Source organism: Pseudoduganella sp. UC29_106, assembly GCF_044055365.1.
Lineage (GTDB): Bacteria > Pseudomonadota > Gammaproteobacteria > Burkholderiales > Burkholderiaceae_D > Rugamonas.
This window is the reverse complement of sequence record NZ_CP171977.1, coordinates 2,117,082-2,142,921: the sequence shown is the minus strand read 5'-3', so window position 1 is coordinate 2,142,921 and position 25,840 is coordinate 2,117,082. Positions and strand designations below refer to the sequence as shown.

The 25,840-nt window shown below is 63.9% G+C and carries 21 protein-coding genes and 1 pseudogene; 6 read left to right on the top strand and 16 right to left on the bottom strand.

Annotated features, from left to right (window positions below; all coding sequences use genetic code 11):
• Position 1: 1 nt before the first annotated feature.
• Positions 2 to 1,237, top strand: coding sequence for an NAD(P)/FAD-dependent oxidoreductase (locus ACHMW6_RS11125; protein ID WP_395407144.1), 1,236 nt, complete (start codon positions 2 to 4; stop codon positions 1,235 to 1,237).
• Positions 1,238 to 1,251: 14 nt separating this feature from the next.
• Here ACHMW6_RS11125 and ACHMW6_RS11120 read toward each other — a convergent pair whose 3' ends face one another.
• The 10 genes from ACHMW6_RS11120 to ACHMW6_RS11075 form a co-directional block, all read right to left on the bottom strand.
• Positions 1,252 to 2,037 (bottom strand): TetR/AcrR family transcriptional regulator, encoded by a 786-nt coding sequence (locus tag ACHMW6_RS11120; RefSeq protein WP_395407143.1) that lies wholly within the window; start codon positions 2,035 to 2,037, stop codon positions 1,252 to 1,254.
• Positions 2,038 to 2,424: 387 nt separating this feature from the next.
• Entirely contained in the window at positions 2,425 to 3,234 is an 810-nt protein-coding gene (locus ACHMW6_RS11115; protein WP_395407142.1) for a sugar phosphate isomerase/epimerase family protein, read from the bottom strand.
• A complete protein-coding gene (locus tag ACHMW6_RS11110; protein ID WP_395407141.1) occupies positions 3,234 to 3,812 on the bottom strand; it encodes a VOC family protein in 579 nt (192 codons plus the stop codon). Before ACHMW6_RS11110 ends, ACHMW6_RS11115 begins: the two co-directional genes overlap by 1 nt.
• Before the next feature lie 13 nt (positions 3,813 to 3,825).
• Positions 3,826 to 4,164, bottom strand: coding sequence for a hypothetical protein (locus tag ACHMW6_RS11105; RefSeq protein ID WP_395407140.1), 339 nt, complete (start codon positions 4,162 to 4,164; stop codon positions 3,826 to 3,828).
• 19 nt (positions 4,165 to 4,183) lie between these two features.
• On the bottom strand, positions 4,184 to 6,685 hold the full coding sequence (locus ACHMW6_RS11100; RefSeq protein WP_395407139.1) for an RND family transporter: 2,502 nt from the start codon (positions 6,683 to 6,685) through the stop codon (positions 4,184 to 4,186).
• 1 nt (position 6,686) lies between these two features.
• Positions 6,687 to 7,766: a WD40/YVTN/BNR-like repeat-containing protein gene (locus tag ACHMW6_RS11095; protein ID WP_395407138.1), complete on the bottom strand. Its 1,080-nt coding sequence runs from the start codon at positions 7,764 to 7,766 to the stop codon at positions 6,687 to 6,689.
• A 7-nt stretch (positions 7,767 to 7,773) separates the two neighbouring features.
• Positions 7,774 to 9,141 (bottom strand): DUF1329 domain-containing protein, encoded by a 1,368-nt coding sequence (locus ACHMW6_RS11090; RefSeq protein WP_395407137.1) that lies wholly within the window; start codon positions 9,139 to 9,141, stop codon positions 7,774 to 7,776.
• A 41-nt stretch (positions 9,142 to 9,182) separates the two neighbouring features.
• Complete coding sequence (locus ACHMW6_RS11085) at positions 9,183 to 10,751, bottom strand: DUF1302 domain-containing protein (protein ID WP_395407136.1); 1,569 nt, start codon at positions 10,749 to 10,751, stop codon at positions 9,183 to 9,185.
• 65 nt (positions 10,752 to 10,816) lie between these two features.
• Positions 10,817 to 11,827, bottom strand: coding sequence for an NAD(P)H-quinone oxidoreductase (locus ACHMW6_RS11080; RefSeq protein WP_395407134.1), 1,011 nt, complete (start codon positions 11,825 to 11,827; stop codon positions 10,817 to 10,819).
• On the bottom strand, positions 11,824 to 13,218 hold the full coding sequence (locus tag ACHMW6_RS11075) for an SRPBCC family protein (protein WP_395407133.1): 1,395 nt from the start codon (positions 13,216 to 13,218) through the stop codon (positions 11,824 to 11,826). Before ACHMW6_RS11075 ends, ACHMW6_RS11080 begins: the two co-directional genes overlap by 4 nt.
• A gap of 311 nt (positions 13,219 to 13,529) precedes the next feature.
• On the opposite strand from ACHMW6_RS11075, the gene ACHMW6_RS11070 reads away from it, so the two are divergent.
• From ACHMW6_RS11070 to ACHMW6_RS11050, 5 genes and pseudogenes are all read left to right on the top strand, one after another.
• Positions 13,530 to 14,903 carry an MFS transporter gene (locus ACHMW6_RS11070; RefSeq protein WP_395407132.1) on the top strand — a complete coding sequence of 458 codons (1,374 nt, stop codon included), beginning with the start codon at positions 13,530 to 13,532 and terminating at the stop codon, positions 14,901 to 14,903.
• A 24-nt stretch (positions 14,904 to 14,927) separates the two neighbouring features.
• A pseudogene (locus ACHMW6_RS11065) lies at positions 14,928 to 16,439 on the top strand (FAD-dependent oxidoreductase); the annotation flags it as partial.
• A gap of 52 nt (positions 16,440 to 16,491) precedes the next feature.
• A complete protein-coding gene (locus tag ACHMW6_RS11060; protein WP_395408579.1) occupies positions 16,492 to 16,689 on the top strand; it encodes an FAD-binding protein in 198 nt (65 codons plus the stop codon).
• Entirely contained in the window at positions 16,682 to 18,295 is a 1,614-nt protein-coding gene (locus tag ACHMW6_RS11055; protein WP_395407131.1) for a GMC family oxidoreductase, read from the top strand. Before ACHMW6_RS11060 ends, ACHMW6_RS11055 begins: the two co-directional genes overlap by 8 nt.
• Positions 18,296 to 18,313: 18 nt before the next feature.
• Positions 18,314 to 19,276, top strand: a complete 963-nt coding sequence (locus tag ACHMW6_RS11050) for an aldo/keto reductase (RefSeq protein ID WP_395407130.1) — start codon at positions 18,314 to 18,316, stop codon at positions 19,274 to 19,276.
• Here the strand turns inward: ACHMW6_RS11050 and ACHMW6_RS11045 are convergent.
• From ACHMW6_RS11045 to ACHMW6_RS11020, 6 genes are all read right to left on the bottom strand, one after another.
• Positions 19,250 to 20,110, bottom strand: coding sequence for a sugar phosphate isomerase/epimerase family protein (locus ACHMW6_RS11045; protein ID WP_395407128.1), 861 nt, complete (start codon positions 20,108 to 20,110; stop codon positions 19,250 to 19,252). The two genes, ACHMW6_RS11050 and ACHMW6_RS11045, sit on opposite strands and share 27 nt — an antisense overlap.
• Before the next feature lie 9 nt (positions 20,111 to 20,119).
• A complete protein-coding gene (locus ACHMW6_RS11040; protein ID WP_395407127.1) occupies positions 20,120 to 21,085 on the bottom strand; it encodes a putative 2-dehydropantoate 2-reductase in 966 nt (321 codons plus the stop codon).
• Between the two features lie 37 nt (positions 21,086 to 21,122).
• Positions 21,123 to 22,469 (bottom strand): spinster family MFS transporter, encoded by a 1,347-nt coding sequence (locus ACHMW6_RS11035; protein ID WP_395407125.1) that lies wholly within the window; start codon positions 22,467 to 22,469, stop codon positions 21,123 to 21,125.
• 167 nt (positions 22,470 to 22,636) lie between these two features.
• Complete coding sequence (locus ACHMW6_RS11030; RefSeq protein WP_395407124.1) at positions 22,637 to 23,449, bottom strand: SDR family oxidoreductase; 813 nt, start codon at positions 23,447 to 23,449, stop codon at positions 22,637 to 22,639.
• 32 nt (positions 23,450 to 23,481) lie between these two features.
• Positions 23,482 to 24,660: an acyl-CoA dehydrogenase family protein gene (locus ACHMW6_RS11025; protein ID WP_395407123.1), complete on the bottom strand. Its 1,179-nt coding sequence runs from the start codon at positions 24,658 to 24,660 to the stop codon at positions 23,482 to 23,484.
• On the bottom strand, positions 24,650 to 25,831 hold the full coding sequence (locus ACHMW6_RS11020) for an acyl-CoA dehydrogenase family protein (protein ID WP_395407122.1): 1,182 nt from the start codon (positions 25,829 to 25,831) through the stop codon (positions 24,650 to 24,652). The genes ACHMW6_RS11025 and ACHMW6_RS11020 overlap by 11 nt, the downstream gene beginning before the upstream one ends.
• Positions 25,832 to 25,840 lie beyond the last annotated feature (9 nt).

Below are 25,840 nucleotides of genomic sequence, written 5' to 3'. Positions count from 1 at the left end.
CATGTCCATAGATTCTAAAGTCATCATTATCGGCGCCGGCCATGCCGGTGGCGCCCTGGCCGCCCAGCTAAGGGAACAAGGGCACGTCGGTCCCATATGCATCGTCGGCGACGAAGCCTACCTGCCCTACCAGCGGCCGCCGCTGTCCAAGGCCTTCCTGAAGGGGACGGCGGACAAAGCTTCGCTCTTCCTGAAGAATCCCGCCTACTACGAGGAAAAGAGTATCGAGATCCGCACTGGCCAGACCGTCAGCTCGATCGACCGCGCCGGCCGCAGCGTCACGCTGGCCAATGGCGACACACTGCACTACGATTTCCTGGTGCTGGCCATGGGTGCGGCGCCGCGCCTGCTGGCGGCGCCGGGCGCCGGCCTGGACAACATCCTCGTGCTGCGCGGCATCGACGACGCCCTGCGCCTGCAGCAGGCACTGCAGCCCGGCCGGCGGCTAGCCGTAGTCGGCGGCGGCTACATAGGCCTGGAAGTGGCGGCTTCGGCGCGGCAACTCGGGCTGCACGTCACCGTGATCGAACGGGAAGCCCGGCTGCTGGCGCGAGTGGCAAGCGAGAGCCTGGCTTCATTCTACGAAAACCTGCACGCGGAGCAAGGCGTGCAGGTTATTTGCGGCGCCGATGTGAGCGCCTTCGAAGGCGGGCGCGCCGTAAGCACTGTGCGGTTGGAGGATGGACGGCGGGTGGAGTGCGACGTGGCCGTGGTCGGCATCGGCGCCGTGCCGCGCGATGCGCTGGCGCGCGCCTGCGGCCTGGAATGCGGCAATGGCGTGGTGGTGGACGGCGACGGGCGCAGTAGCGACCCTGCCATCTTCGCCATCGGCGACCTGAGCTGGCGCCCCCTGCCCGTCTATGGGGACAGGATGTGCCGGCTGGAGAGCGTGCCCAACGCGCTGGAACAGGCGCGCCAGGCTGCCTGCGCCATTGTCGGCAAGCCGCGGCCGGCCGCCGATGTACCCTGGTTCTGGTCGGATCAGTATGACGCCAAGCTGCAGATCGCCGGCCTGCCGTTCACGGCCGACCGGCAAGTGATGCGCGGCAGCGCGGAACTGCGGAAATTCGCGGTCTACCACCTGGACGGCGACCGCGTGGTGGCGGTCGAGGCAATGAATTCGCCGCTGGACTTCGTCGCCGGCAAGCAGTTCATTGCCAGCGGCGTCGCGGTTTCTGCGGCGCGGCTGGCCGATATGTCGGCCAAGGCCAAGGATGCGGCCCTGGCCGCAGCCTGACTTGGGTCAGTGACTCAGGCGGCCGCCTTCTTGCGCAGCCGTCCCACCGGAGCCTTGCGGGCCACGCTGCGTGGCGGCTTCGAATTGGCCGATGCCGCCTGCTTGAAGGCTTCCACAGTTTCCGGCGACGGGAAGCTCAGTTCATCGATGCGAATCTTGCGGATCATGTCGGCCGCGAAGGCCACCAGCGTCCATTCGGTGTCGTTGTCGCGCCACAGCTCGCGGCTCATGGTCATGCCTTCGATGATCGAACGCGTGAGGCGGCGCGTCAGGTCGAGCTTGCGCATATCGTCGCGCCACTCCGGGAAGACCTTCAGCAGTTCTTCCTTCCACACCAGGTCGTGATGCCGCGCACGCGGGATGAAGATCGCGCGCAGTTCGCTATTGGTGCGCGATGCCGTGCGCATTTCCAGGTAGACCGTCATTTCCCTGCTCTGGCACATTTGCCAGTCGATCGCGATTGCCGTATTGCGGTCGGTGCGGCTCTCTTCGCTGAGGCTGGCAACCATGGCGCTGAAGGCCGTCATATGCTTGTAGAACGCATAGTCGATGACGGCTACCATCAGGTCCTGGCTGGACGGATAGTGGTGCAGCAGCGCGCCGCGCGAAATCTGCGCCTTCTGGCAGATCAGGTTATGGGTGGTGTTGGCATAGCCATGCTCGGCCAGGCAGTCGAGCGCAGCTTCCAGAATCGTTTCCCGCATCCTGGTGCTCTTCTGCTCCTGCAGGCTGTTCGGATTGGCCGGCGCCAGTCCTTCCGGCGCCAGTTCCTGGATTGCGGTCGACAATTGATTGCTCATATACGATGGTTCCTCGATTGCGGAATAGTCACATAGCCGCAATCATACTGAAAACAATCGTACCAGCTGCTTTTTTTTTGCGTGTGCGTAACGCGCTGCGGCTCAGTAACGGGATGCCTGCAGCAAGAGTTGGCCCATGTCGACCGTGGGGGGATAACTGGTAGCGGAAGGCGCCGCCTGTTGCGCTGGACTGGACCCGGATTCCGTGTTTCCGGCATTGACCGCCAGCGACAATACGAAACCACCAAGTATGCATTTAACGATTACCATGCTTGTCTCCACACCATGGATTGCGCCTGATTGCCGGCGCCCTCTGAGGGGCGCCTCGCAAAAAACAGTTCACTTTGAATGTTTTACACCGTGTGAGCGTAAAAAGCAAAGGAATTATTATGCGGGGCAGCGGCTCATTTCATCCAGCCACTGGCGGGTCGCCCGTTGCACGATCTCCGCCCGTGTGACCAAGTCCGGATAGTCGTCGCGCAGCTGCCTGGAGCGCACTTCGACACTGAGCGGCAGGTCTGGGGGCAACGCCTTCAGCAAGCCATGCAGCGGCAGCTCGCCGGCGCCGGGACACAGGCGGCCATCGACAGCTTCAGCCCGGATCGCCGCACGATCGGTGGCACTCGGCCCTGACAGGGGCGCGTCGCACAGTTGGGCATAGCTGAACCATTGCGCCGGCAGGCGCTCCAGACGCTCGGCTTGCCCCCCCGAACGTTGCAGGTGCAAGGCGTCCACCAGCAAGGCCTGGTTCGGTTGCGCCGCATGCTCCAGGACTGCGGCGGCGGCTTCGAGATCCGGCACGTCGGTGAAGGCGCCAAATTCCAGCGCCATGCGCAGGGGCATGTGACGTGCGTACTCGCACAGCGCAGCAAATTTGCTCGCGGTGGCTGCTGCATCGGGATCGGAACTGACCACCAGCACGTTGGCCGCACCGATTTCGGCGGCGATGTCGATTGCGCGCAAATGATCCGGGTTGGCAGGACCGGGCCGCAGCCAGATGACTTCGGCATCCAGTAGCTGCAGGCCATGGTCGCGCACAGCCTGGCGCACTTCCCGTGTGGTCTGCGCAGTCCATTTCGCCGGCTCAATCCAGATCCCCACCGCGTCAAAGCCGGCCGCGCCGGCTGCCTGCACAGTCTGCAAGGGAGTGGCCTCCGGCATCACCCCGGAGGCCAGGGAAATGATGCGCTGAGGCATTACCACTCGCCCCTGCGGCGCAAGGGTTTGCTGCCGTCCCAATTACGGGCGGCTTCACGCACACTGGCAAAGAACTTGCGGCCGGCGTCGTCGCCCTTCCAGAACTCGACCATGGTGCCTGGGCCGCCGTGAGTGTCGACATAGATCACTTCGGCGCTGCCGCCCCGGAACTGGGCTTCCTGCAGCACGGTCGCACCCAGTTCGGCGCATACCTTGCGCGTTTCGGTCATATCCTGCACGGCCACGCAGACGTGGTGCACGCCCTGCATGCCCTGCTGCAGCCAGCTGCTGTAGATCGAGGGCTTGTCGTCGTGTTGCTGGATCAGTTCGATCTGCAGGTCGCCCCAGTAGCCGACGGCGGCGCTGAAGTCGAAAGATGCGGGCTCGCCCTGGTACTTGCTGTTTTCCGCCTGGATGTGTTCCAGCAGGAAGAAAGGCCCGGCGCCCATGGTTTCGGTCCAGAAGCGCAGCGCGGCGTCAAAATCGGCCGGCACGAAAGCGATCTGGAAGATTTCGCCCAGCGACGAGAGCTTTTGCCGCATGGGTGCGAGGGATGATGGCAGTTTGGCGTCCAGCATGGTATCTCCTCCTTTATTCGTAGATGCAGGCCAGCGCGCCGCCGCGCTTTTCCATGAAGGTCAGGCTTTCCTCGATCACCGCGGCCTTCATCACAGGCACCGCGCGCTGGTAGCGGGGATCGCTGCGGTAGGAATCGCCGCGCATCACGCGCTCCACATGGGCCATATCTTCCATTTCCCAGATGTCGACCACGACCGCCGGCTTGATCGGGCCGAAGCGCTCGACGAAGCAGCCGTGCAGCTTCCAGCCCTGCTCTTCCATCACCGGCACCAGGTCCGACAGCAACACATCGACGAATTCCTGGCACTTGTAGGCATCGACCTTGATCGTGGCCTTCATGAAAATAGACATGCACTCCTCCTGTTAATGGTTATTTTGCAGTCCTGAACTTCGGCGCCGGCGCCCTGCCCCGCTGCCCGGTCCGATCCTCGCTTCTGGCTTCGCGCACTGGTTCCGATGCGCCATCCGCCGCCTTTTCCGCTTTCGAGCGCAGCAGGAAGTGCGACAGCGCCGGAATCATGATCAAGGCGCCCACCATATTCCACAGGAACATGAAGGTCAGCAAAATCCCCATGTCTGCCTGGAATTTTATCGGAGACCAGGCCCAGGTGATCACACCGGCCGCCAGCGTAACGCCGATCAGCGCCACCACCTTGCCGGTGAACTGCATGGCGTTGCGGTAAGCCAGCTTGAGCGGCATGCCGGCACGCTGGAATTGCAACTGGACCGACAGCAGGTACAGAGCGTAATCAACGCCAATCCCGACGCCGAGCGCAATCACGGGCAGCGTGGCAACCTTGACCCCGATGCCCAGCACCGCCATCAGCGCCTCGCACAGTACGGAAGTCACCACCAGCGGAATGACGGCCACCAGCACCGCGCGCCAGCTGCGGAAGGTGATAAAGCACAGCACGATCACGGCCGCATACACGTACAGCAGCATCAGGCGGTTGGCATCATGCACCACGATATTGGTGACGGCCTCGATACCGGCCGGGCCTGCCGCCAGCATGAATTTGATGTCCTTGTTGTCGTTCTCGGCAGCGAACTGTTCGACTGCTGCCACCACGCCCTTCAGCGTCTCCGCCTTGTGGTCGGCCAAGAAAGCCGAGACCGGAATCGTGGAACAGGCGGTATCGACCGCTTCCGGAATATTCGTGATGATCAGTTGCGCGGCCGCGTCGGTCATGCTCGGGCTGCTGGGAATGGACATCCACTTCGGATTATCTTCCTGCATGCCTGCGATGAAATAGGCAGCCGCTTCGGACAGCGAAGTCACCGTCTGCACGCCGGCCACCTCGCGCAGCCGCCAGGAGAGGTTCTCGACCTTCTTCATCACCGTCATGTCCGAGCACATCTGGTCCGGCACCTTGACGATAACGACAAACTGGTCGCTGGACAAGCCATAATGCCCATTGATGTAAGCCACATCGCGGTTGTAGCGCGAATCGGCGCGCAATTCAGGCGCGCCTGCATCCAGGTCGCCAATCTTCAGGCCCTGGCTGACCCAGAAACCGCCTGCCAGCAGCGCCGTCGAAGCGAGCACCGCGCCAGACGCCCACGAGCGCGTGGTAAAGCGCTCGATAAAGCGGATCAAGCCACCCGGCCGCGCACTGCCATCGGCCGCTTCCTTGACCAGGCTGCGCTGAGCCGCCGCCGCGCTGACGCCGGTAAAGGACAGCATGACAGGCAGCAGGAGCAGGTTGGTCACGATCAGCATCGCCACGCCGATGCTGGCGGCCAGCGCCAGGTCCTTGATCACCGGAATATCGATCACCATGAGCACGGCGAAACCGACCGCATCGGCCAGCAGCGCCGTGAAGCCGGCCAGGAACAGGCGGCGGAAGGTGTAGCGTGCCGCCACGTATTTGTGCGTGCCACGTCCCACGTCCTGCATGATGCCGTTCATTTTTTGCGCGGCATGGCTGACGCCGATCGCGAACACCAGGAAAGGCACCAGCACCGAGTATGGGTCGAGGTAGAAGCCAAGCATCCTGAGCGCACCAAGCAACCAGACCACGGCCACCATCGAGCACGCCAGAACCAGGGCTGTGCTGCGCGGGCAGCGGGTATAGGCATAGATGATCGCAGCGGCGACCACGGCGGCAAAGGCGAAATACTGCAGCACCTGGATCATGCCTTCGATCAGGTCGCCGATCATCTTGGCGAAACCGACGATATGGACATCCACCTTGCCAGCCGTGCTGTACTTGGCACGGATATTCTTTTCCAGGCCCTGCGAGAAGGCGCCGTAATCCATCGCCTTGCCAGTCGCCGGATCCTTTTCCAGCAGGGGCACGATAATCATCACCGACTTGTAGTCCTTGCTCACCAGGTTACCGGCCAGCCGCGCGGTATCGATGTTGGTGCGCAGCTTGGCCAGGCTGGCCGGCGAACCGTTGTAGTCGTCCGGCATGACCGGGCCGCCGCGGAAACCCTCCTCGGTGGCCACTACCCAACGCACGCCGGACATCCAGATGGACTTCTGCCACGCCCGGTCCACACCCGGGGTCAGGTACAGATCATCATTGACCTTCTTGACCGTTTCCAGGAATTCCGGCTGGAAGATGTCGCCGTTCTTGTTCTCGATGACCACACGCAGCACATTGCCCAGGCCGCCCAGCTTGTCGCGGTTGGCGAAGTAATTCTTGATGTAGGGATGGGCCTGCGGAATCATCTTGTCGAAGCTGGCATTGACCGTCAGCCCATGGGCCTGATAACCCAGGAACAGCGTGAGCAGGACGCAAATGGCCAGGAACAGCAGGCGGTTGTTGAACACCAGCCGTTCCAGCACATTGCCGCTGCGCCGGTCAAAACTGGCCAGGTCGCGTACTGCCGGCATCGCGTCCGTCGTTTTGCTAGATACTGCCATCTTATTTCTCCTGCGCCAGGGCGCTGATAGTCTCGACCTGCACACCACCCGAGCCCGCCGTAACAAGCGATTCACCGCCAGCCGCCGTGACCGCTGCATACGCCATGGCGTGGCGGGCCGCCAGCTTTTCAAAACCGCTGCCTTCGCCCTTGTTGAGCAACAAGCGCCCGCCGCGCGTCACGAGCACGTACCTTCCGCCGGCCAGACTCGTGCCGCCTACCACTGAATCCGGGGCCGGCGTATCGACCTTGCTCCAGCTCTTGCCGCCGTCTGACGTGGCGTAGACATTGCCGCGCAGGCCGTAGGCGACCAGCTCCTTGCCCGTATCCAGCAGTCCGAAGAAGCTGCCCTGGTAAGGCGAAGACAGCGCGACAAAGCGCTCCTGCTGGCGGTCCCAGCGCAACAGCAGGCCGCGCTCTCCGGCTGCATACAGCTCTCCGCCATGGGTCGCCAGGGAATACAGGTGATTGGAATTCGGATTGTCCACGCGCGTCAGCAAAGGCTCCCAGGTCTGCCCTCCGTCGCGTGTGCGGAAAGCTGCATTGAAGGCGCCAACCACGAAGCCTTCCTTCGGAGTGAGGAACAGCACGTCCAGGAAAGGTTTGTCCGCCCCCTCCTGGACGAAGCGCGCCAGTGCATCCTGCTGCTTGACGGCCTGCTCATCGCCGGCTGCCGCGGCGCGCTTATAGTACTGGTCGACAATAGCGGCAGCCTGCCGCCCGTCCAGTTGCCGGGCCCAGGTGCGCCCCGCATCCACGCTGTGCAGCACGATGCCGTCGTGGCCCACCGCCCAGCCTTCGCTCTCGTTGACGAAGCGCACTGCCACCAGGTCCGAGGAAACGGGCGACGGCACCTGGGTCCAGTCGCGGCCGCCATTCCCGGACGTCAGGATATGGCCGCGCGGCCCGACCGCCACCAGGTTCCTGCCTGTGCTGGCAACGGCCGTCAAGCGATGCGACTGGGCGAACTCCGTATTCACTTTCGCCGCCACGTCGAGCGGCCCCTTGTATTCCCCGGCTGCGGCGGCGCCGCATAGGAGCGCCGCGGCGAGGAATACGTATCCGAATGGAGCGTTAGACATGGCAGGCTTACTTGACAACGATTTTCCGGTTGACCAGCAGGTCCGGCGAGAACTTGGAACGCGGCCACGGCTCGGTCAGGACGATGCCGCCCATCGGGCCCGAATAGCCGTACACGCCCGAGTTCATGTCGATCACCATATTGTCGGTGGCGGCCGGAGCAGGCGCCTCATACAGTGGCGAGCCGATCTGCTGATTGACGTGGAACAGGCGGCCGTTCTGGTCGAAGTTGTCGGACAGGCCATCGCTCCAGCTGTCCTCGTCGACGTACATGTCGCGCTGCTTGAAGATATGGCGCTTGCCGTCCTTCAGCGTGGCGCGGATGATCCACACGCGGTGCAGCTCCCAGCGCACGCATTTCGGATTCAGGTGGAAAGGCGTGAAACGCTTCTCGCCCGCGCACTCGCCATTAGGATCGGGATACTGGAAGCGGAAGTTGTTGTACGGGATATAGACTTCTTTTTTGCCGATCAGCTTCCAGTCATAGCGGTCCTTCTTGCCGGCAAACAGCTGGTCTTCGTCGAAGGTCATGGCGCCGCCCATCTGCGACACCGGCGTATCGCCCGAGTTGTCCGGCGACAGGCGCACACGGCGGGTTGCCGGGCTGTAGTTGTAGGCCACGCGCTCGCCGGTCTTCACATCGTCGTAGGTCAGCGAGGTATTGTTGGCCAGGCGGGTCGGCGCGCTGTATTCGTAGCTGTACGAATAATAACGGTCCGGATTTTTCTGGCTCGGATCATAGAAGTCCCAGCCGCGGTAGCTCTGGCCTTCATAAGTCTTCACGATCTCGCCGCTCGGCTTGACATACAGGCCGGTCACGTTCTTCAGGTAATAGGCGGGCGTGCGATAGCGCGTGCCGAAGCTCCAGATCGCCTCGTTGCCGTTCTTTGGAATCGGGAATGCGATGCCATGGCCGCAGCCGGTCGAGGTATCCAGGCCTTCGCCATCGTTGATCACCTTGCAGCGCGAGGCATTCTTGATGGTGTTGTCCTGAACCTCCTTGGGATAGGCGGCGGTGCGGCGCGTCGGGTAGACCTCGATGTAGAAGCTTGGGTATTTCTTCATCAGTTCCATCGTGCCGACGCTCAGCTTGTCCTTGTACTTTTCCATATTGCTGGCGTCGATGCGGAGCAGCGCCTTGTCTTCCGGGAAGGGATCGGGACGCCAGCCGGGGTTGGACTTGTCGTAATTCGCGGGCGGCTTGGTCAGGCCGCCGGTATAGGCGGGAATGCTGCCATCCGCATTGCCGGCCGCAATGGCGCCCCACGGGGTCAGTGTGCTGCCCAGCTGTTTCACGTCGGCCGGCGGTTCGGCCTGGGCCAGGCCTGCTGCACCCAGCAGCACTGCGATCGGGGCGTATTTCAACATCGAGGTCATGATTGTCTCCAGTATTCTGTATTGGTCGTCGTGAAAAAACCTTAGAACTGATACTTGTAGGTCACCGATACCCAGCCGCGGTCAGGCTGCGGGCCAACCGGCGACATCGCATCGTTGTAGGCGATGCTGATATCGTGCTTACCGTTGTAGGTGGCCGTTGCGCCGATCGTCCAGCTGCCGGCGTGCTCACTGGCGCTGCCGGTGGTCGAGCCGTTGCCCTTCAGGCCATAGGTGACCGAGGTGGTTGCGCTCAGGTCCCAGCCCGGAGCCACCGCCGTCCAGGCCGGCGTCAGGCGGATGGTGCCTTCCCAGTTGTTTTGGGACGAGCAGCCAGTGCGCTTGATGTCCGCGCCCGCTGCGCAGGGCCGGAAGAACGTGGCGCCGGAAGTGACTTTCTCGAGATGGCTGAAAGCCACCTCGCCGGACAAGTTGAGCGAGCTCCAGAGGTTGTTCTGTCCCCACTGCTTCTGCACATTGGCCAGCGCATGCCAGGTGTTGCCGCGCGCGCCTTCGTCCGCACCGTTGAGGATGGTGCTCTTCAGCGCGGCATGGCGGCGGTAGGACAGCTCACCGCCCACGCTCAGGCCACCCAGCAGTTTCGCAATACTCAGGCCATACAGCTTGGTATTCCTGGCATAGACAGCGCGATAGAAGGTGGGAGCCAGGCTCAGCGTTGGGGCCTTTTCCGTGTAGTTGCGGAAATAGACACCCACAATGCCGTCCAGGATGTCGGAGTTGTAGCGCGCATTCACGCCCCAATCCTTGTTGTCCTGCGGTTCAGCCAGTTTCTGGTTGACGCGGAAGCCGCCGGTCGCCGCGTTATAAGCGCGGTCCGGTCCGCGCAGCAGCAGGTCCGAGCTGGCGAGGAAGGTGCCGCTTTCCGGCAGGCGTGTGGGCAGCCACTCGTACTGGTACATGGCCGCCAGCGTCAGGCGTTCATTGACCTGCACCGTGGCATGCACCTGCCCCACCGGCAGCTGGACTTCCTTGGCATCGACGCCAGGCGAAGCCGCTGCCTTCAGGCCGTCCACCGGCTGCTGCTGGTTCGAGATACTGTGCGCGCTCAGCACCAGCGCCTCGCCCCACAGGTTGACCTGGCGCCCTGCCTTGACGTTGACGCGCATGCTGCCGGCATCGACGTTGCCGAACACATAGGCATCCAGCAATTCGCCGGACGGGCCCTGGAAGTAGCGCTTGGTGTAGTTGGAGAAGACGTTGCCGATATAGTTGCCGAATGCTTCGCGGCCCGGCGGCACGCCGACCTTGCTGTCAAAGCTGGCGTCGTACCAGGCCGCGCCGGACAGGCGGAAGCCGACCTGGCCTTTGTAGCTCACGTCCAGTTCGGTCAGCCAGTCGCCGCGGTTCACCACCACGTCGCCCTTGTCGTACTTGGCCTGAGTGCTGGCGATGCCGCTGGTTTCCCAGCCGGGATTGCGGTTTTCGGCGCGCCAGCCGACGTTGTAGCGCAGCGTATTGCCCCACTGGACCGACAGGTCAGGGTTGCCGACGTCGATATCGGACGCATGGACTGCCGTGGCGCCTCCGTACATTGCCAGCCAGGCTGCAGCCAGCCTTGCAGTAAGTTGGCGCTTCGTGGTCTTTCGCGACATGCTTGGTCTCCTCAGTTTTTGTGGTGTAGTAGCAGTGAGCAAAGTGGCGGTTCTGGTGACTTTCCCTATTTGCTCCAGTCGATGACGATCTTTCCGATGTGCTGGTTGCTTTCCATCAGCCGGTGCGCCTCCGGTGCCTCGCCAGGGCCGAAGCTGGCATGGATTTCCGGTCGAATCCGGCCGGATTCCGACAGCGGCCACACGTGCTCGACCAGTTGCTGCGCGATGGCCTGCTTGAACTTGATGGAGCGCGCCCGCAGCGTATTGCCGCTGATGGTCAGGCGCCGCATCAGCACCTTAAGCAGGTCCACTTTCGCTTCCGTGCCGCCAAGCACGGCGACCAGGGCCAGGCGGCCGTCGGCCGCCAGGCAGTCGATATCGCGCGGGATGTAGTCGCCGCCGATGATGTCCAGCACGACATCGACGCCGCGTCCATGGGTCAGGTCTTTCACGACGGCGGCGAAGTCGTCGGTGCGGTAGTTGATGCCGCGCGCGGCGCCAAGCCTCTCGGTGGCGCGGCATTTCTCTTCGCTGCCGGCGGTGGCAAACACGCGATGGCCCAGCGCGTGGGCAATCTGGATCGCCGCCACGCCGATGCCGCTGGTTCCCCCGTGGACCAGCAGCGATTCCGGCTGGCCATCTTCGTTCAGGCCCAGGCGGGCACGGTCGAACACATTGCTCCAGACCGTGAAATAGGTTTCGGGCAGCGCCGCCGCTTCCACCAGCGACAGGCCCTGCGGCGCCGGCAGGCACTGGGCGATGGGCGCCACGCAGTACTCTGCATAGCCGCCGCCTGCGACCAGGGCGCACACCTTGTCGCCCGCTTTCAGCGACCAGACATTGTCCGCATGGGCCAGGTCGCCCCACACGATTTCACCGGCGATCTCCAGGCCCGGCAGGTCGGAAATGCCGGCCGGCGGCGGATAGTTGCCTTCGCGCTGGGAGACATCCGGGCGATTCACGCCGGAAGCAGCGACCTTGATCAGTACCTCGCCCGCCTGCGGCGCCGGCATCGGCCGTTCTTCCAGCTGCAATACGTCCGGGCCACCATAGGCGGTGATTGCGATGCTCTTCATTCCACTTCTCCGTGGCCAGGGTCGGCCAGATATTTGTCCAGGGTTTGATGGAAGTGACGGATCCGCACTTCCTGCGAGTTGGCCAGCTGCAGCTTCTTGGTCTTGGAGAGCTTCATGCCCGCCTGCACGTGCGGCAGGTTGCCCATGTCCTGGTCGATGATGCTGCCCAGCACGCCCAGCGCTTCCGCCCAGTTCTGGTGCGGCTCCAGCATTTGCATGCGGACCACGTCCGGCAGCGGTTCGCCTTCCGGCACCAGGCCGAGGATGCGTACTTCCATCAGCGTGTGGTCCTGGTCCTGCCACGGCCGCCAGCGGTACACCACGGCCGGCGAGAATCCGCCCCAGGGCGAAAAATTGGGAAAGACGTTATAAGTAAAGGCGTCCTGCACTTCGGCGTCGCTGGCGTGATCAAGGTCCATTCCCGCCATTTCCGAAAAGCGGCGGCGGTTGAAGTCGCCCATGGCGCGCCGCGCGGTGACGCCGGCCGGCACTTCGATCGTGCTGTCCTTCGGCACCACCCGTCCGTTGTAGCGCAGGAAGGCATCCATGATGGCCTGCTCGTCCAGCCCTGCGCCATGCAGGTGCGGCGAGGTCGTGCCAAATGGTGTGATCGCCAGGTTGACGTTATCGCCATGCAGGCTGTACTTGCTGTTGGCATCGCCCGTGAAGGGCATGATCTGCGGATGGGTGGCGATCACGTGGTAGGCTTCCATGAACGCTTCCGCCGTCGCCTTCCAGTTGGCCGGCACCACCTTGGCCACCCACGCCGTCGTGTAGCGGCGCTCGGGCAGCCAGCGCTCGAAATGCAGCGGCAGCTCACCCAGGAATTCCTTCAGGCTGGGACCGCCCTGCTCTTCGCGGACGAAGATGAAGCCGCCCCAGCTTGCCACTTCGGCTTCCGGCAGGTTCAGCGGCTCATCATCCAGGTGCTTGAAGTCCCAGCGCGACGGGATCGTCTTCAGGCTGCCGTCGATATTCCACGTCCAGCCGTGGTAGGGGCAGCGGAACTCGCCCACCTTGCCGTCGGCGGTGCGCAGCTTGCGGCCACGATGCAGGCAGACATTGAAGAAGGCGCGGACCGAGCCGTCCTGCTGGCGGGTCAGCGCATAGGAGCGGCCCGCGTTTTCGTAGACGACCACGTCGCCGGGGTTGCGCAATTCTTCTTCCCGCGCAGCAAACTGCCAGACGCGCGGCCACATCCTGTCATTTTCACGCTGGAAAAATTCCGGGCTGGTATAGCGCTCGGTCGACAGCGGTTCGGAACCCAGGTCGGGGCAGGAGCCCTGCTTCAGGTATTCCGGCACCGGGCGGCTGTCGGCTTCCGCCAGCTCATCCCATGACACTCCGGGAGCGCGCGCTGCAGACAATTCCTTAGTGTTGTTGGCAACCAATTTGATCCTCTCTTGCCCGCCGCATCCGGCGGGCTTTTGTGCTGTTGTCGAATCAAATGTACACCCGCTAAAAACAAATAACAAGCGTGCCAGACTGTTTTTTTATTTTCTTGATGGCGCAACCACCCAGTCCTCATAGTATGTTGCCGCCAATGAAGACCGAAATAGTGATGGAAAAATACACAAACCAGCTAGACTGTTTTTGTGCGATCGGGTATTTTGGAGTCTTGGCAGGTGAACGCGGGCGGCAGACCCTCGGCCTGGCATGCAAGCCATACCGCAGTAGACAAAACGATTTCAAGGAGCGAGACATGCATCAGAAATCCGCCGCGGCTGCCCTGCCGTCCGCTAAGCCGCGCGAGCAGGTCAAGGCACTGGCCCTGGCTTCGCTCGGAAGCACGCTCGAATACTTCGAGTTCATCATCTACGTCTTCCTCGCCCCGCAGATCAGCCACCATTTCTCTTCGCCGGACATGCCGCAATGGCTGGCGCTGCTGCAGACTTTCGGCATCTTCGCCGCCGGCTACCTGATCCGCCCGGTGGGCGGCATCCTGATGGCCCAGGTGGGCGACCGCGCCGGCCGCAAGCGCGTATTTACGCTGACCCTGGCCCTGATGGCGGGCCCTACCCTGGCGATCGGTCTGCTGCCCGGCTACGCGGCCATCGGCATCTGGGCGCCCATCCTGCTGTTGCTGTGCCGCCTGCTGCAAGGCGTGTCGCTGGGCGGAGAGTTGCCCGGCGCCATTAGTTTCGTATCGGAACAGGTCAGCGGCCGCAAGGTGGCCTTTGCGCTCGGCATCATGGCGGCGGCCACCAGCTGCGGCACCGTGCTGGGCTCGGCCGTGGTCAGCGGGCTCACTCGCACCCTCGGCGCCGACGCCATGATGGAATATGGCTGGCGCATTCCCTTTCTGATGGGCGGCGTGTTTGGCGCGCTGTCGGTCTACCTGCGCCGCTTTACTCATGAAACGCCGGTGTTCGAAGCCATGCGCGCACGGCTGATGCTGGCGGAACGTCCGCCCTTCACTGAGCTGGTATCCAAACATCGCACCAACCTGATATGCGCCATGTTCCTGGCCGCGTGCACTACGGTGGTGGCAGGGGCGACGCAGCAATTTCCCATCACCTATTTCGTAACGCTGAAAAAGATGCCGATGGCCGACGTGTCCACCGCGCTAACGCTCTTGATTGCCTTTACGCCGGTTGGCAACGTGATTGGCGGCGCGGCCGTTTCCTGGCGCCTGATCAGCCTGCGCAACGGGTATATCGTGGCACTGCTGCTGACCGCGGCGTGCATGGGCTGGATGTACAGCCAGAACAGCGCTGAAAACCTGTGGCGCCCCGCCGTCTTCCTCGGTCTGAGCTGCGGCGCGGCGATGGCGCTGTCGCTGGCCTTGCTGGCCCGTGCCTTTCCAGCGCAAGTGCGCTATACCGGCCTGGCCACCTGCTACAACATTCCGATCGCCATCTTCGGCGGCACCGTACTGATCGTCATGACCTTCATCGCGCGCTACTCGCTCGACTACCCAGCTTTTTACCCGGCCCTGTTCGTGCTGTTTGCCATCACGGCGGCCTTCATCCTGTGGCCGCGCCGTAACGCCATCAGCCCCTTTGATCGCGATGACCCGGATGCCAATCCGGCCGCACCGTCCAATGCCCTGCAGTCGCCGGCATTTGATATCTGACATTAAGAACCAGAAGGAGACAAAATGGATTCGAAAACTTCCACCCCTGCCACCACCAAAGAGGTGGATGTCCTCGTGATCGGCAGTGGCGCATCCGCGTTCACCGCTGCAATTACGGCGCGCAAGCAGGGCCTCGACGTGCTCATGGTCGAGAAGGACAGCGTCTTCGGCGGCACCAGCTGCTTTTCCGGCGGCGTGATGTGGATTCCCGGCAACCGCCACTCCCCTTCGCTCGGCCCGGACACGTTGGAGAAAGCCCGCACCTACATCCAGCAGGAAGCCGGCGAATATTTCGATGCCGAGCGCGTGGATGCCTTCCTGGCCAACGGCGCGGAAATGATCGACTTCCTGGAGCGGGAAACCGAAGTGGAATGCTATCCCTTCCTGTACCCCGACTACCACCCCTCCTATCCGGGCCATTCCACCGTGCGCTCGCTGGGCACGAAGGACTATGACGCCTGGCGCCTGGGCAAGTACCGCAAGCTGATGCGCCAGGGCCTGACCCAGACCAACTTCATGGGCCTGGCGGTCGGATCGAACGTCGAAATGAAACAGCTGATGAACGCCGGCCGCTCGCTCAAGGGCCTGCTGTTCGTACTGCGCAAATTCGGCATGGTGGCGCGCGACATCCTGCGCTATGGCCATCCAGACCCGGTCACGCGCGGCCGCGCACTGATCGCCCGCCTGGCCCGCACCGCTTTCGATATCGGCATCGATCTCTGGCTCAACTCCCCGGCAAAACAACTGGTCTTCGCCGATGGCCGCGTGAAAGGCGCCGACGTCGAGACCCAGGAAGGCCGCGTGCGCGTCATTGCACGCAAGGGCGTGGTGCTGGCGAGCGGCGGCTTCCCGCACGACCATGCACGCACCTCGGCCGTCTACTCGCACAAGGCGGCCGGCCGCCAGCACATCAGCCTGGCCTCTCCCGGCAACACCGGGGACGGCGCGCGCATGGCGGAATCCGTGGGCGGCCGGGTCGAGACGCGCGTACAGCAGCCATCGGCCTGGATGCCGATCTCGGTCATCCCGGGGCACGAAGGCCACAAGGCGCTGTGGCCGCATATCGTCGACCGCCAGAAGCCGGGCTTCATCGCCGTCACAGTGGAAGGCAAGCGCTTCTTCGACGAAGCCGCGCCCTATCACGATTTCGTGCCGGCCATGGTCAAGGCTTGCGAACACCTGCCACAGACCTTCTGCTACCTGATCGCCGACCATCACGCCGTCAAGCGCTATGGCATCGGCTACGTCAAGCCCAACCCGGTTCCGCGTGGCCAGCATGTGCGCTCCGGTTATATCCTGCGCGGCGAGACACTGGCGGACCTGGCCCTACAGGCAGGCATCGATCCGGCCGAACTGCAAAAAACAGTCTCCCGCTTCAACGAGCACGCCCGCAACGGGACCGATCCCGAATTCGGCCGCGGCGGCAACATCTATGACCATTCGCAGGGCGATCCGGACCACAAGCCGAATCCAAACCTGGCGCCGCTGGAGGAAGGCCCCTTCTATGCGCTCAAGATCATTGCGGGCGACATCGGCAACTTCGCCGGCATCCGCACCGACGGCAGCGCGCGCGTGATCGGGCCGGACAATCAGGCCTATCCCCGGCCTTTACGCGGCTGGCAACGACGCGCTCAACTTCATGTCCGGCGCCTACGCCGGCGCCGGCGGCACCCTGGGCCCGGGCATGACGCTGGCCTATATCGCCGCCAGGCATATCGCCGCCGCGGCAGAACCAACCGCAGCGCGCTCCGCTCAACGCAAGCAGGAAACGTTCAGCCATGCATGACACCTGGGACTACATCATCGTGGGCGCCGGCTCGGCCGGCTGCGTGCTGGCGGACCGGCTGTCGGCAAGGCCGGGCAACCGCGTGCTGCTGCTCGAAGCGGGCGGACCGGATACCAATCTCCTGATCCATATGCCCAAGGGGATCGGCAAGCTGGCCTCCAATCCCAACCACGCCTGGATATTCCCTGTCGAGCAGCCACGCGTGCCGGATGTGCCGTCGACCGAGTCCTGGTTGCGCGGAAAAGGCCTGGGCGGTTCCTCATCGATCAACGGCATGATCTGGATCCGCGGCCAGCACGAGGACTATGACGCCTGGGAACGCATGGGCTGCACGGGCTGGGGCAGCAAGACCATGACCGCCGCCTTCCAGGCGATCGAGGACCACGAATTGGGCGCCGGCGAGGAGCGCGGCGTCGGTGGTCCCGTCCACATCAGCACCGGCAAATTCCGCTACCCGCTGGCGGAGGCCATGATCGCGGCCGGCCAGGGCATGGGGTTGCAGCGCCGCGAAGACTTGAACGGCAGCCAGGAAGGCATCGGCTATTACGCTCACAATATCCGCAAGGGCCGCAGGCAAAGTGCAGCAGGCACCTTCCTGAAACGTGCGCGCGACCGCCGCAACCTGACCGTGAAGACCGGCGTGCTGGTTGACCGTATCCTATTCCAGGGCAAGCGCGCCGTATCGGTCGAGGCCTTCATCGACGGCCAGCCCCATTCCTTCAAGCTGCGCGGCGAAGTGATTTTGTCGGCGGGCGTCATGGGGTCGCCGGTCATCCTGCAGCGCTCGGGCATTGGTCCCGGCGTGCTGCTCTCTTCCCTGGGCATTCCGGTGGTGGCCGACCGTGCCTCGGTCGGAAACAACTTGCTGGAACACCTGGGGTTTTCCATGCCCTACCGGCTCAAGGGCTTAGCTGGCAATAACCGCGAATTCTATGGCCTCGGCCTCGCCAAAAACGCGCTGCGCTACTCGCTCACGCGCAGCGGGCCGCTCGCTACCGGCCCTTACGAAGTCGGGGCCTTTGTGCGCAGCCGGCCGGATATCGAACGCCCCGACCTGCAACTGTTCGGCAGCGCGTTCACCTTCCAGGCCAAGCGCGTCGCCGACCGCAATTATCCGGTGCAGCAAGGCACGGTGGAACGCGAGCCCGGCTTCACCGTGTACACCCAACTGCTGCACCTGCGCAGCCGCGGCAGCATCGGCATCACCAGCCGCGATCCCAACGCAAAGCTGGACATCAAGCCCAACTGGCTGACCAATGCCGCCGACGAAGAATCGGCGATTGGCGCCGTGCGCTATGTCCGCAAATTCATGGCGCAACCGGCCATTGCCAACTATCTGAGCCACGAACTCATTCCCGGCGCCGAGGTACAGAGCGACCAGCAAATCCTGGATGCCTTCCGCCGGCTGTCCCGCTGCGGCATCCACGCGGTGGGAGTATGCCGCATGGGCGGCAGCGAAGACGATGTCTGCGATCCCGAATTGCGTGTGCGCGGCGTTTCCGGCGTCCGCGTGGTGGATTGCTCGGTCATGCCCGGTCTGATATCAGGCAACACCAATGCGCCGGCAATGGCGCTGGCCTGGCAAGCAGCATCGATGATCCGATAAAACCCATTCGAGGTGCAAATGGAACTACATGTGAACGAGCGGCCGCTTGGCCACAGCGGAATCTCGACCACGCCGCTCATGCTGGGCGGGAATGTGTTCGGCTGGACGGCTGACCGCGACAACAGCTTCGCGGTGCTTGACGCTTTCGTGGAAGGCGGCGGCAGGCTGATTGACACCGCCGACGTCTACAGCAATTGGATCCCGGGCCTGGCCGGCGGCGAATCCGAAAACATGATCGGCGAGTGGCAGGCCAGCCGCGGCTGCCGCGACCGCATCCTGATTGCCACCAAGGTCGGGCGCGGCAATGGCGATCTGGCCGGCCTCTCACGCAGGACCATCTTCAAGGCCATCGATGAATCGCTGCAGCGCCTGCGCACGGATTACGTCGATCTCTATTTCGCCCACCTGGACGACAGCGTAGTGCCGCTGGAAGAAACGCTGGGCGCCTTCGATGACCTGATCCGTGCCGGCAAGATCCGCGCGGCGGGCGCGTCGCATTACAGCGCCGAGCGCCTGCTCGAGGCCAATGCAATCAGTGCGGCGCATGGACTGGGTCACTACCAGGTGCTCCAGCCACGCTACAACCTGCTGACGCGCTATGCCTTCGAAGGCCCGCTGCAGCAGGCGTGCATCCAGAGCGGAATCGGTGTTGTGCCCTTCTATGGACTGGCCAGCGGCTTCCTGACCGGCAAATACCGCGATGCCGGCGACCTGTCCGGTCGCCAGCGCGGCGCGGAAGTCGCCAAATATATCAATCCCTTTGGCCTGGGCATCCTGGCGGCGCTCGACACCGTCAGCGCGCAGACAGGCGCAAGCCAGGCGCAAGTCGCACTGGCCTGGCTGATGGCGCAGCCGGGCATCACGGCGCCGATCGCCAGCGCCACCACACCTGCGCAGGTAAAGGAGCTGCTGCGGGCGATGGAGCTGCGCCTCAGCGACGAACACCTGTCCTTGCTAGACCGCGCCAGCACTCCACGATGACAGGCCGGCCGCCGCGAGTACGCGGCGCGCGCCCGTTACGGCGCGCCGCGCGTGCTCCAGCGGCGACACGCCGGCCCTGACGAGGCGCAGAGCCGGCACTTCGACATCGTAGGGCAGGTCCGACGGCAACGCCCGCACCATCTCCACCAGCGGAAACGCGCCCTCCCCCGGCGGCAGCCGGTCAAAGGCTTCGGCGATATAGCGGGTGGGGTCGAGCGCTTGCGCCGGATCGGCCAGTGCAGGCGCGTCGCACAGCTGTGCATAGCTGAACAGGCTACGCGGCATCCCGGCGAGGTCCAGCGGCGTTGAGCCGGTGCGCTGCAGGTGCAGTGCGTCCACCGCCACGCCGAGGTTGGGCTGCCCAATGCGTTCGACCAGTTGCACGGCCCGCGCAAGGCTCGGGCAACCGGGCGACAGCCCAAGCAGCTCCAGGCCCGCACCCAGCCCATATTCGGCCGCCATGCCGGCGAAGCGCTCCAGCGTGTCGCTGCCGCGCTGGTCGTCCGCATCGTGCAAATGGACGACGGCGCGGCGCGCTCCCAGCTCGGCGCCGAGTTCCAGCGCCGGCCGGAATGCATCCAGGTCCACATCGGCCGTCAGCGGAAAATATTCCACATTGGTGATCGCAACGCCGGCATCCGACATGCGCTGCCGCATTGCCGGCAGCATCGCTGGCGTCACCTTGGGAAAGACCGGCCGGCCGGGGCCGGGATTGCTGGGCGTGTGCACGAATACGCACACGCCGTCGCAGCCCAGTTCCGCGGCCAGCGAAACCAGCTCGGGCGGCGAACATTGCAGCGCCGTGATCTGATGCAGCGCGAGCGAGCGTGGCATCGGCGGGCCTCAGGCATCGTCCCGGTTGCGCTCATCCAGGAAGCACAGGCTCTGATACAGCATTTCCACCTTCTTCATCGGACTGCCTGCGGCGGCCGCCGCTGCGAGGGGCGCGGCATAGATCGCATCCAGCTCCAGCGGACGGCGCTCCGTGTAGTCCAGCAGCATGCTGGGCGTGTAATCCGGCTTGCCGTCGGTCGCCGCCCAAGCTGTGTTGATGTAATGCTCGCCCAGCGAACGTCCACAGGCTGCTGCGCCGGCAATCACTTCTTCCATCAGTTCGCGGATCAGGGCCCGCGTGCGGGGATGCAGCATCAGCGCCTTGGTGCCGGAGTTGAGCAGCACGCTCACACCATTGAAAGGAATATTCATCACCAGTTTCTGCCAGCGCGCCTGTTCCAGGTCCGCCACCAGCGACGCATCAACGCCGGCTTCGCCCAGCATGACCTGCGCCTGCGCCAGGATTTGCCGCTTGCCCGCTTCGTCCGCGGCCGGGCCGGAGTGATAGCCGATACTGACGCTGCCGTAAGCGTGATGCTTGATCACGCCCGGACCCTCGCGATGCACGGAGATGAAGCAAATGCCGCCCAGTACGTGCAGGCTGTCTGGCAGCAAGGCGCGCATCTGCTCTTCCACGCCCAGGCCGTTCTGAAACAACATCACTTTCGCCCCCGGGGCCGCGGCGCGGATGATGGCGGGCGCCAGCGCCGCATTGCTGGTGGTCTTGGCGGCCACCAGCAGCCAGTCGCAAGGCGGCATATCGGCCGCGTCATGGTAGGCGTTGGCGGGCTTGAGCCGGTAATCGCCCAGCGACTCACTCTGCAACAGCAGACCATCCGCGGCTACTGCCGCGTACTCGCTGCGGAACAGGAAGTGCACGTCGTAGCCCGCGCGGGCCAGGATCATGCCGTAGAATCCGCCGATGGCGCCGGCACCGATGATGCCGATGCGGGGACGCTGCATGTCTGTGCTCATGGTATTTTCTTTCCACTCAGGTTGACCAGCCATGGCGCTACTGCGCCTCATGATAATGCTTCATCGCGCCGGACAGCAGCCAGGCCGCGGCAAAGGCGCTGGTACAGCAAACGATAGCCAACGATGTTCCTACGCGGGCGGGATCACCCAGCACGTGTTCCGTGACGAAGGCGATGATGCTGGGCGCGATGCCCATGCCGAATACCGAAATCAGGAAATAGAAGATCGATACGGCAATGCCGCGCATGCGGTTCGGCGTCGAGATTTGCAGCGCGGAAGCCGCCACCGCCCACGGCAGCGCATAGAAAAGGTTGATCAGCGCTGCCACCGCCAATGCCGCCTGATAGCTGCCGGCAAACGGGAACGCGATGCACAGCAGGCCCGCCGCCACCGCGCACAGCATGGCGCAGCGTACCGGCGCATCACGCCAGCCACGCGAGGCCAGCCAGCGCTGCACCCAAGGGCCCGAATAGATGCCGATGGCGCCAACGATCAGTACCTGGGTGCCGTAGCGCAGGCCGACCGTGGCGGGCGCGGCGCCGAAATGGCGCATCAGGTAGGCAGGCATCCAGGTTGGAAAACCGTAGACGACGATGGCCAGCAGGGACAGGCCGATGAAGTAGCGTCCATAGAAGGCGCGATTCGTCCAGAAAAACTGCAGGGTTTCGCGCAGGGAGAAGTGTTTGGCGCTCCTTGCAGCGCCTGTCAGCGATGTGCGTTCAGGTTCGCGGATCGTCAGCAGCAGGGCGGCCAGCAGCAGGCCTGGCGCGCCGACCATTACAAACGCCAGCTGCCAGGGTGAGAGCGACGACAGGATCGGGAACCACTGTCCCAAGGTTTTCGCGGAACCGACGATCAATCCCCCGGCCACCAGCGCGAGTCCCGCGCCCAGCGACGGGCCAAGCATGAAAATGCTCATGGCACGCGGCAGGCGTTCGCGGCTGAAGTAGTCGGCGATCAGCGAGAAGCCCGCGGGGGCCAGGCACGCTTCGGCTGCGCCCACGCCGGCGCGCGCCAGGAACAGGTGCCAGAATTCCTGCGACATGCCGCACATGACCGTGAATGCGCTCCACAGCGCCACGCCGAAGGCCAGCACGCGGCGGCGGCTGCCGGTGTCGACCCAGCGGCCGAACACCGGGCCGAAGATTACATACGAGGTCATGAAGGCGAAGCCTTGCAGCAGGCTGATTTGCACATCAGTCAGCAACAGGTCGCGCTTGATGGGGTCGACCAGCAGGTTGAGCACCTGGCGGTCAATGAAGGCGACCGTGTAGGCGAAGGTGAGCAGGTAGACGGCGTACCAGGCGTAGGCGCCGTCCAGTTTGACCGTGCTGGTGGTGGGGATGGCTGACCGGGGGTGGGCGCCGATTCTCATGTCGTTCATTGCTTGTCTCCTGGGCCGAAGCCACGTTTCTGCATGCACGGCGGATCGATGATCCGCCCTACGCGCTTCGGCGGCACGGCGTTTTGATGCACGGCGCATCGTCGGGGGTGCAGCGCATCGGCGGCGCATCATTGCGGACGTGCAGCGCGTGGTTGCGGGTGCGGCGCTCATTGCTGCCAGGGGCGCGGGCGGGGCTTGCCGGTGGCTTTGATGGCGGCGGCGTCGAGTTCGGCGGCGGTGGGGTTGCCGCGCAGGGTAAGTCCGCCATTGATTTGCAGGTTCTGGCCGGACATGAAGCACTCGTCGCTGGCCAGCCAGACCGCTGCCGCGGCAATGTCATCCTGCGTGCCGATGCGGCCGAGCGGATAGCGGCTTTGGTAGGTTTCGAAGATGCCAGGCACGGATTTGGCGCCCGCCGTCATCGGCGTCTCGGTCAACCCGGGCGAGATGGAATTGGCGCGGATGCCACGGCGGCCGTACTCATTGGCGAGGCAGCGCATCACATGGTCGAAGCCGGCCTTTGTACCCATGTAGGCGGCATGGTCGTCCAGCATGATGGTGGCGGTGGCGGATGAAATCTGGATCAGCGAGCCGCCCTGCTGCATCGCCGGCACCACCGCCTGGAAGAACAGGAAGGGACCGATGAACTGCAGATCCGTCATGCGGCGCAGTTCTTCTTCCGTAGTCAGCTCGAAAGGCTTGAGCAAGCCCCAGCCCGTGCCGTTGACGGCGATATCGATACCGCCCATCTTTTCCACCGCGGCCTGCACCAGCGCGTGGTTGTCTTCGCGTCCGGTGATGTCGCAGCTGAATGCATGGCCACGGATTTCGTCGGCAAAGCGCTGCAGTTCCTCCATGTGACGGCCACCTACCATGACCTCCGCGCCTTCGTCCGCGAAGCGGCGGGCGATGGACTGCGACATATTGCCGCGTGCGGCCGCGCCCATCACCAGTGCGCGCTTTCCATTCAATTTACCCATTTCATGTCTCCTTTGTATTGGCCGGCGCCAGATCAGACGCCGACAACCGATTTGGCAATAATGGTCAGCTGCACTTCGGCGGCGCCGCCGAAGATCGTGAATGCACGGCTGTTCAGGTAGTCCGGCACCAGCAGCGGCAGCAGGCTGCCCTCCTGATGTTCTTCTGCATTCCATTGCAGGGCCTGCGGCCCCAGGATTTCCACGCCCAGCTCGGCGATCGCCTGCTTCATGCGGCTGGCGCGCAGCTTGAGGATGGAGGACACCGGGCCCGGATTCTGGCCCGGCTGCAAAGTGCCCATAATGCGCAACTCCATCATTTCGAAGCAATCGAGATCGGCGCAGACTTCGCCGAAGCGCGCAACCAGGCGCACGTCGCGGCGCACATCCTTGCCCTGGGCCTGCAGTTCGTCGATGGCGGCGCCGACGCGCTTGAGCTGTGAGCGCAATCGGCCGCTGAAAATGCCTGCGCCGCGCTCGAATTCGAGCAGGTACTTGGCGCAATCCCAGCCGGCGTTTTCAGCGCCGACGCGGTTGGCCTTCGACACGCGCACGTCAGTGAAGAAGACCTGGTTCACGTCATAGTCGCCGCCGATGGTGTCGATGCGGTGCACTTCGATACCCGGCGACTTCATGTCGATCAGCAGGAAGGTGATGCCCTCCTGGCGCTTGCCCTCATTACTGGTGCGCACCAGGGCGAACATCATATTGGCGTGGTGGGCATGGGTGGTCCAGATCTTGGAGCCATTGAGGATGTAATCGTCTCCGTCGGAGACGGCAGTCATCTTCAGCGAAGCCAGGTCGGAGCCGGCGCCGGGCTCGGAGAAGCCCTGGCACCAGTAATCCTCGCTGTTCAGGATACGCGGAAGGTATTGGCGCTTCTGTTCCTCGGTGCCGAAACGCAGGATCACGGGACCGACCAGGCGCACGCCCATGGGATGCACCAGCGGCGCGCCAGCGAGGGCGCATTCTGATTCGAAGATGAAGCGCTGCGCCGCGTTCCAACCGGTTCCGCCCCATTCCCTGGGCCACATGGGCACCAGCCAGCCCTTGCGCTGCAAGGCTTGCTGCCATGGCCCGGAAATATGCGGCTCAGGGTAGACCGCGGTGGTGTAGCGCTGTCCGTGCTGCAATTCCGGCGTCAGGTTCTCGCGCAGGAAGGTGCGCACCTCATCGCGGAACGCCTGCTGTTCAGGGCTCAGTTCAAGATTCATTGCTAACTCCTGTGTCGTTGGGCAGGACCTGGCTCTTGCGGTAGCCACCGCTGCCCAGCATGAGTTCTCCATAGCGCTCGCTATGCCACGCCGTACCTCCGGCCTGCTGCGAGAACGCCAGCAGCTTGCGGAAATAGCTGGCGATCGCCAATTCTTCCGATACGCCCATGGCGCCATGCAATTGCACCGCTTCCTGCGCAACGAAGCGCGCGCCCCGCCCGACCTTGGACTTGGCCAGCGAGGCCATCGCCTGCGCCGACGCCGGATCGCTGTCGATGCGCATCGACGCCAGCTGGCAGGCCGCCAGCGCCTCTTCGCAGCAAACCGCCATTTCGGCCAGGCGGTGCTGCACCACCTGGAACTTGCTGATCGGCTGGCCGAATTGCACGCGTTCGCCGGTATAGGCTGCGGTCTGCTCCAGCGCCGCCTGCATGGCTCCGCTGGCCTCCCAGCACTGGCTGACGATGGCTTCGGCCAGAATGCGGTTCAGCACCGGCGCTGCATCGCTTGCGCCCTCCAGCCGCGTCGCGGCATCGAGGCGCACTTCATCGAGGTGCAGATCGGCTGCGCGGCCGCCGTCCAGGGTGCGGCCTTCGGTCACACGCAGGCCCGGCGTATCCAGCGGCAGGATGAACAGCGCATGTTCGCCCGCTTCCAGACGAGCGGAAAGCAGCACCGCATCCGCACCCGGCGCGCCCGCTACGAGCGACTTGCCTCCGGCCAGCACGTAGCCGCCGTCTACTTGCATGGCCTTAGTTGCTCGCGGCGCCCAAGGGTCATTGCTGGCCGATTCCTCGTGGGCCAGCACCAGCCGGTGCGAGCCGTCCACCAGCCTGGGCAGCCAAGCCTCGCGCTGCGCGGCGCTGCCAAGTGCGCCCAGCAAGCGCGTGCCAAGCAGGACGTTGGGCAGATAAGGTTCGACCACCAGATGGCGGCCGAAAGCGCGCATCAGCAAGCCGCTTTCCATCGCATGGCCGCCGATGCCGCCGTCCGTCTCGGAAAGGGGCAGTCCAAGCCAGCCCATATCGGCAAAGCTCTGCCAGATGAACGGCGCGCTGGCATACGGCGCCTTCAGGCTGTTGGCGCGCTTGAGAAAATCGTATTCATGGGTCAGGAATTCGAGCACGCTTGTCTCGATCATTTCCTGCAACTCGGTTAATGAGAGCAGCACGGTCGGCTC

What these genes read in the sequence shown, in the direction of transcription:
- ACHMW6_RS11125 (WP_395407144.1), top strand. Translation starts at nt 2, where the DNA reads ATGTCCATAGATTCTAAAGTCATCATTATCGGCGCCGGCCATGCCGGT.
- ACHMW6_RS11120 (WP_395407143.1), bottom strand. Translation starts at nt 2,037, where the DNA reads ATGAGCAATCAATTGTCGACCGCAATCCAGGAACTGGCGCCGGAAGGA.
- ACHMW6_RS11115 (WP_395407142.1), bottom strand. Translation starts at nt 3,234, where the DNA reads ATGCCTCAGCGCATCATTTCCCTGGCCTCCGGGGTGATGCCGGAGGCC.
- ACHMW6_RS11110 (WP_395407141.1), bottom strand. Translation starts at nt 3,812, where the DNA reads ATGCTGGACGCCAAACTGCCATCATCCCTCGCACCCATGCGGCAAAAG.
- ACHMW6_RS11105 (WP_395407140.1), bottom strand. Translation starts at nt 4,164, where the DNA reads ATGTCTATTTTCATGAAGGCCACGATCAAGGTCGATGCCTACAAGTGC.
- ACHMW6_RS11100 (WP_395407139.1), bottom strand. Translation starts at nt 6,685, where the DNA reads ATGGCAGTATCTAGCAAAACGACGGACGCGATGCCGGCAGTACGCGAC.
- ACHMW6_RS11095 (WP_395407138.1), bottom strand. Translation starts at nt 7,766, where the DNA reads ATGTCTAACGCTCCATTCGGATACGTATTCCTCGCCGCGGCGCTCCTA.
- ACHMW6_RS11090 (WP_395407137.1), bottom strand. Translation starts at nt 9,141, where the DNA reads ATGACCTCGATGTTGAAATACGCCCCGATCGCAGTGCTGCTGGGTGCA.
- ACHMW6_RS11085 (WP_395407136.1), bottom strand. Translation starts at nt 10,751, where the DNA reads ATGTCGCGAAAGACCACGAAGCGCCAACTTACTGCAAGGCTGGCTGCA.
- ACHMW6_RS11080 (WP_395407134.1), bottom strand. Translation starts at nt 11,827, where the DNA reads ATGAAGAGCATCGCAATCACCGCCTATGGTGGCCCGGACGTATTGCAG.
- ACHMW6_RS11070 (WP_395407132.1), top strand. Translation starts at nt 13,530, where the DNA reads ATGCATCAGAAATCCGCCGCGGCTGCCCTGCCGTCCGCTAAGCCGCGC.
- ACHMW6_RS11055 (WP_395407131.1), top strand. Translation starts at nt 16,682, where the DNA reads ATGCATGACACCTGGGACTACATCATCGTGGGCGCCGGCTCGGCCGGC.
- ACHMW6_RS11050 (WP_395407130.1), top strand. Translation starts at nt 18,314, where the DNA reads ATGGAACTACATGTGAACGAGCGGCCGCTTGGCCACAGCGGAATCTCG.
- ACHMW6_RS11045 (WP_395407128.1), bottom strand. Translation starts at nt 20,110, where the DNA reads ATGCCACGCTCGCTCGCGCTGCATCAGATCACGGCGCTGCAATGTTCG.
- ACHMW6_RS11040 (WP_395407127.1), bottom strand. Translation starts at nt 21,085, where the DNA reads ATGAGCACAGACATGCAGCGTCCCCGCATCGGCATCATCGGTGCCGGC.
- ACHMW6_RS11035 (WP_395407125.1), bottom strand. Translation starts at nt 22,469, where the DNA reads ATGAACGACATGAGAATCGGCGCCCACCCCCGGTCAGCCATCCCCACC.
- ACHMW6_RS11030 (WP_395407124.1), bottom strand. Translation starts at nt 23,449, where the DNA reads ATGGGTAAATTGAATGGAAAGCGCGCACTGGTGATGGGCGCGGCCGCA.
- ACHMW6_RS11025 (WP_395407123.1), bottom strand. Translation starts at nt 24,660, where the DNA reads ATGAATCTTGAACTGAGCCCTGAACAGCAGGCGTTCCGCGATGAGGTG.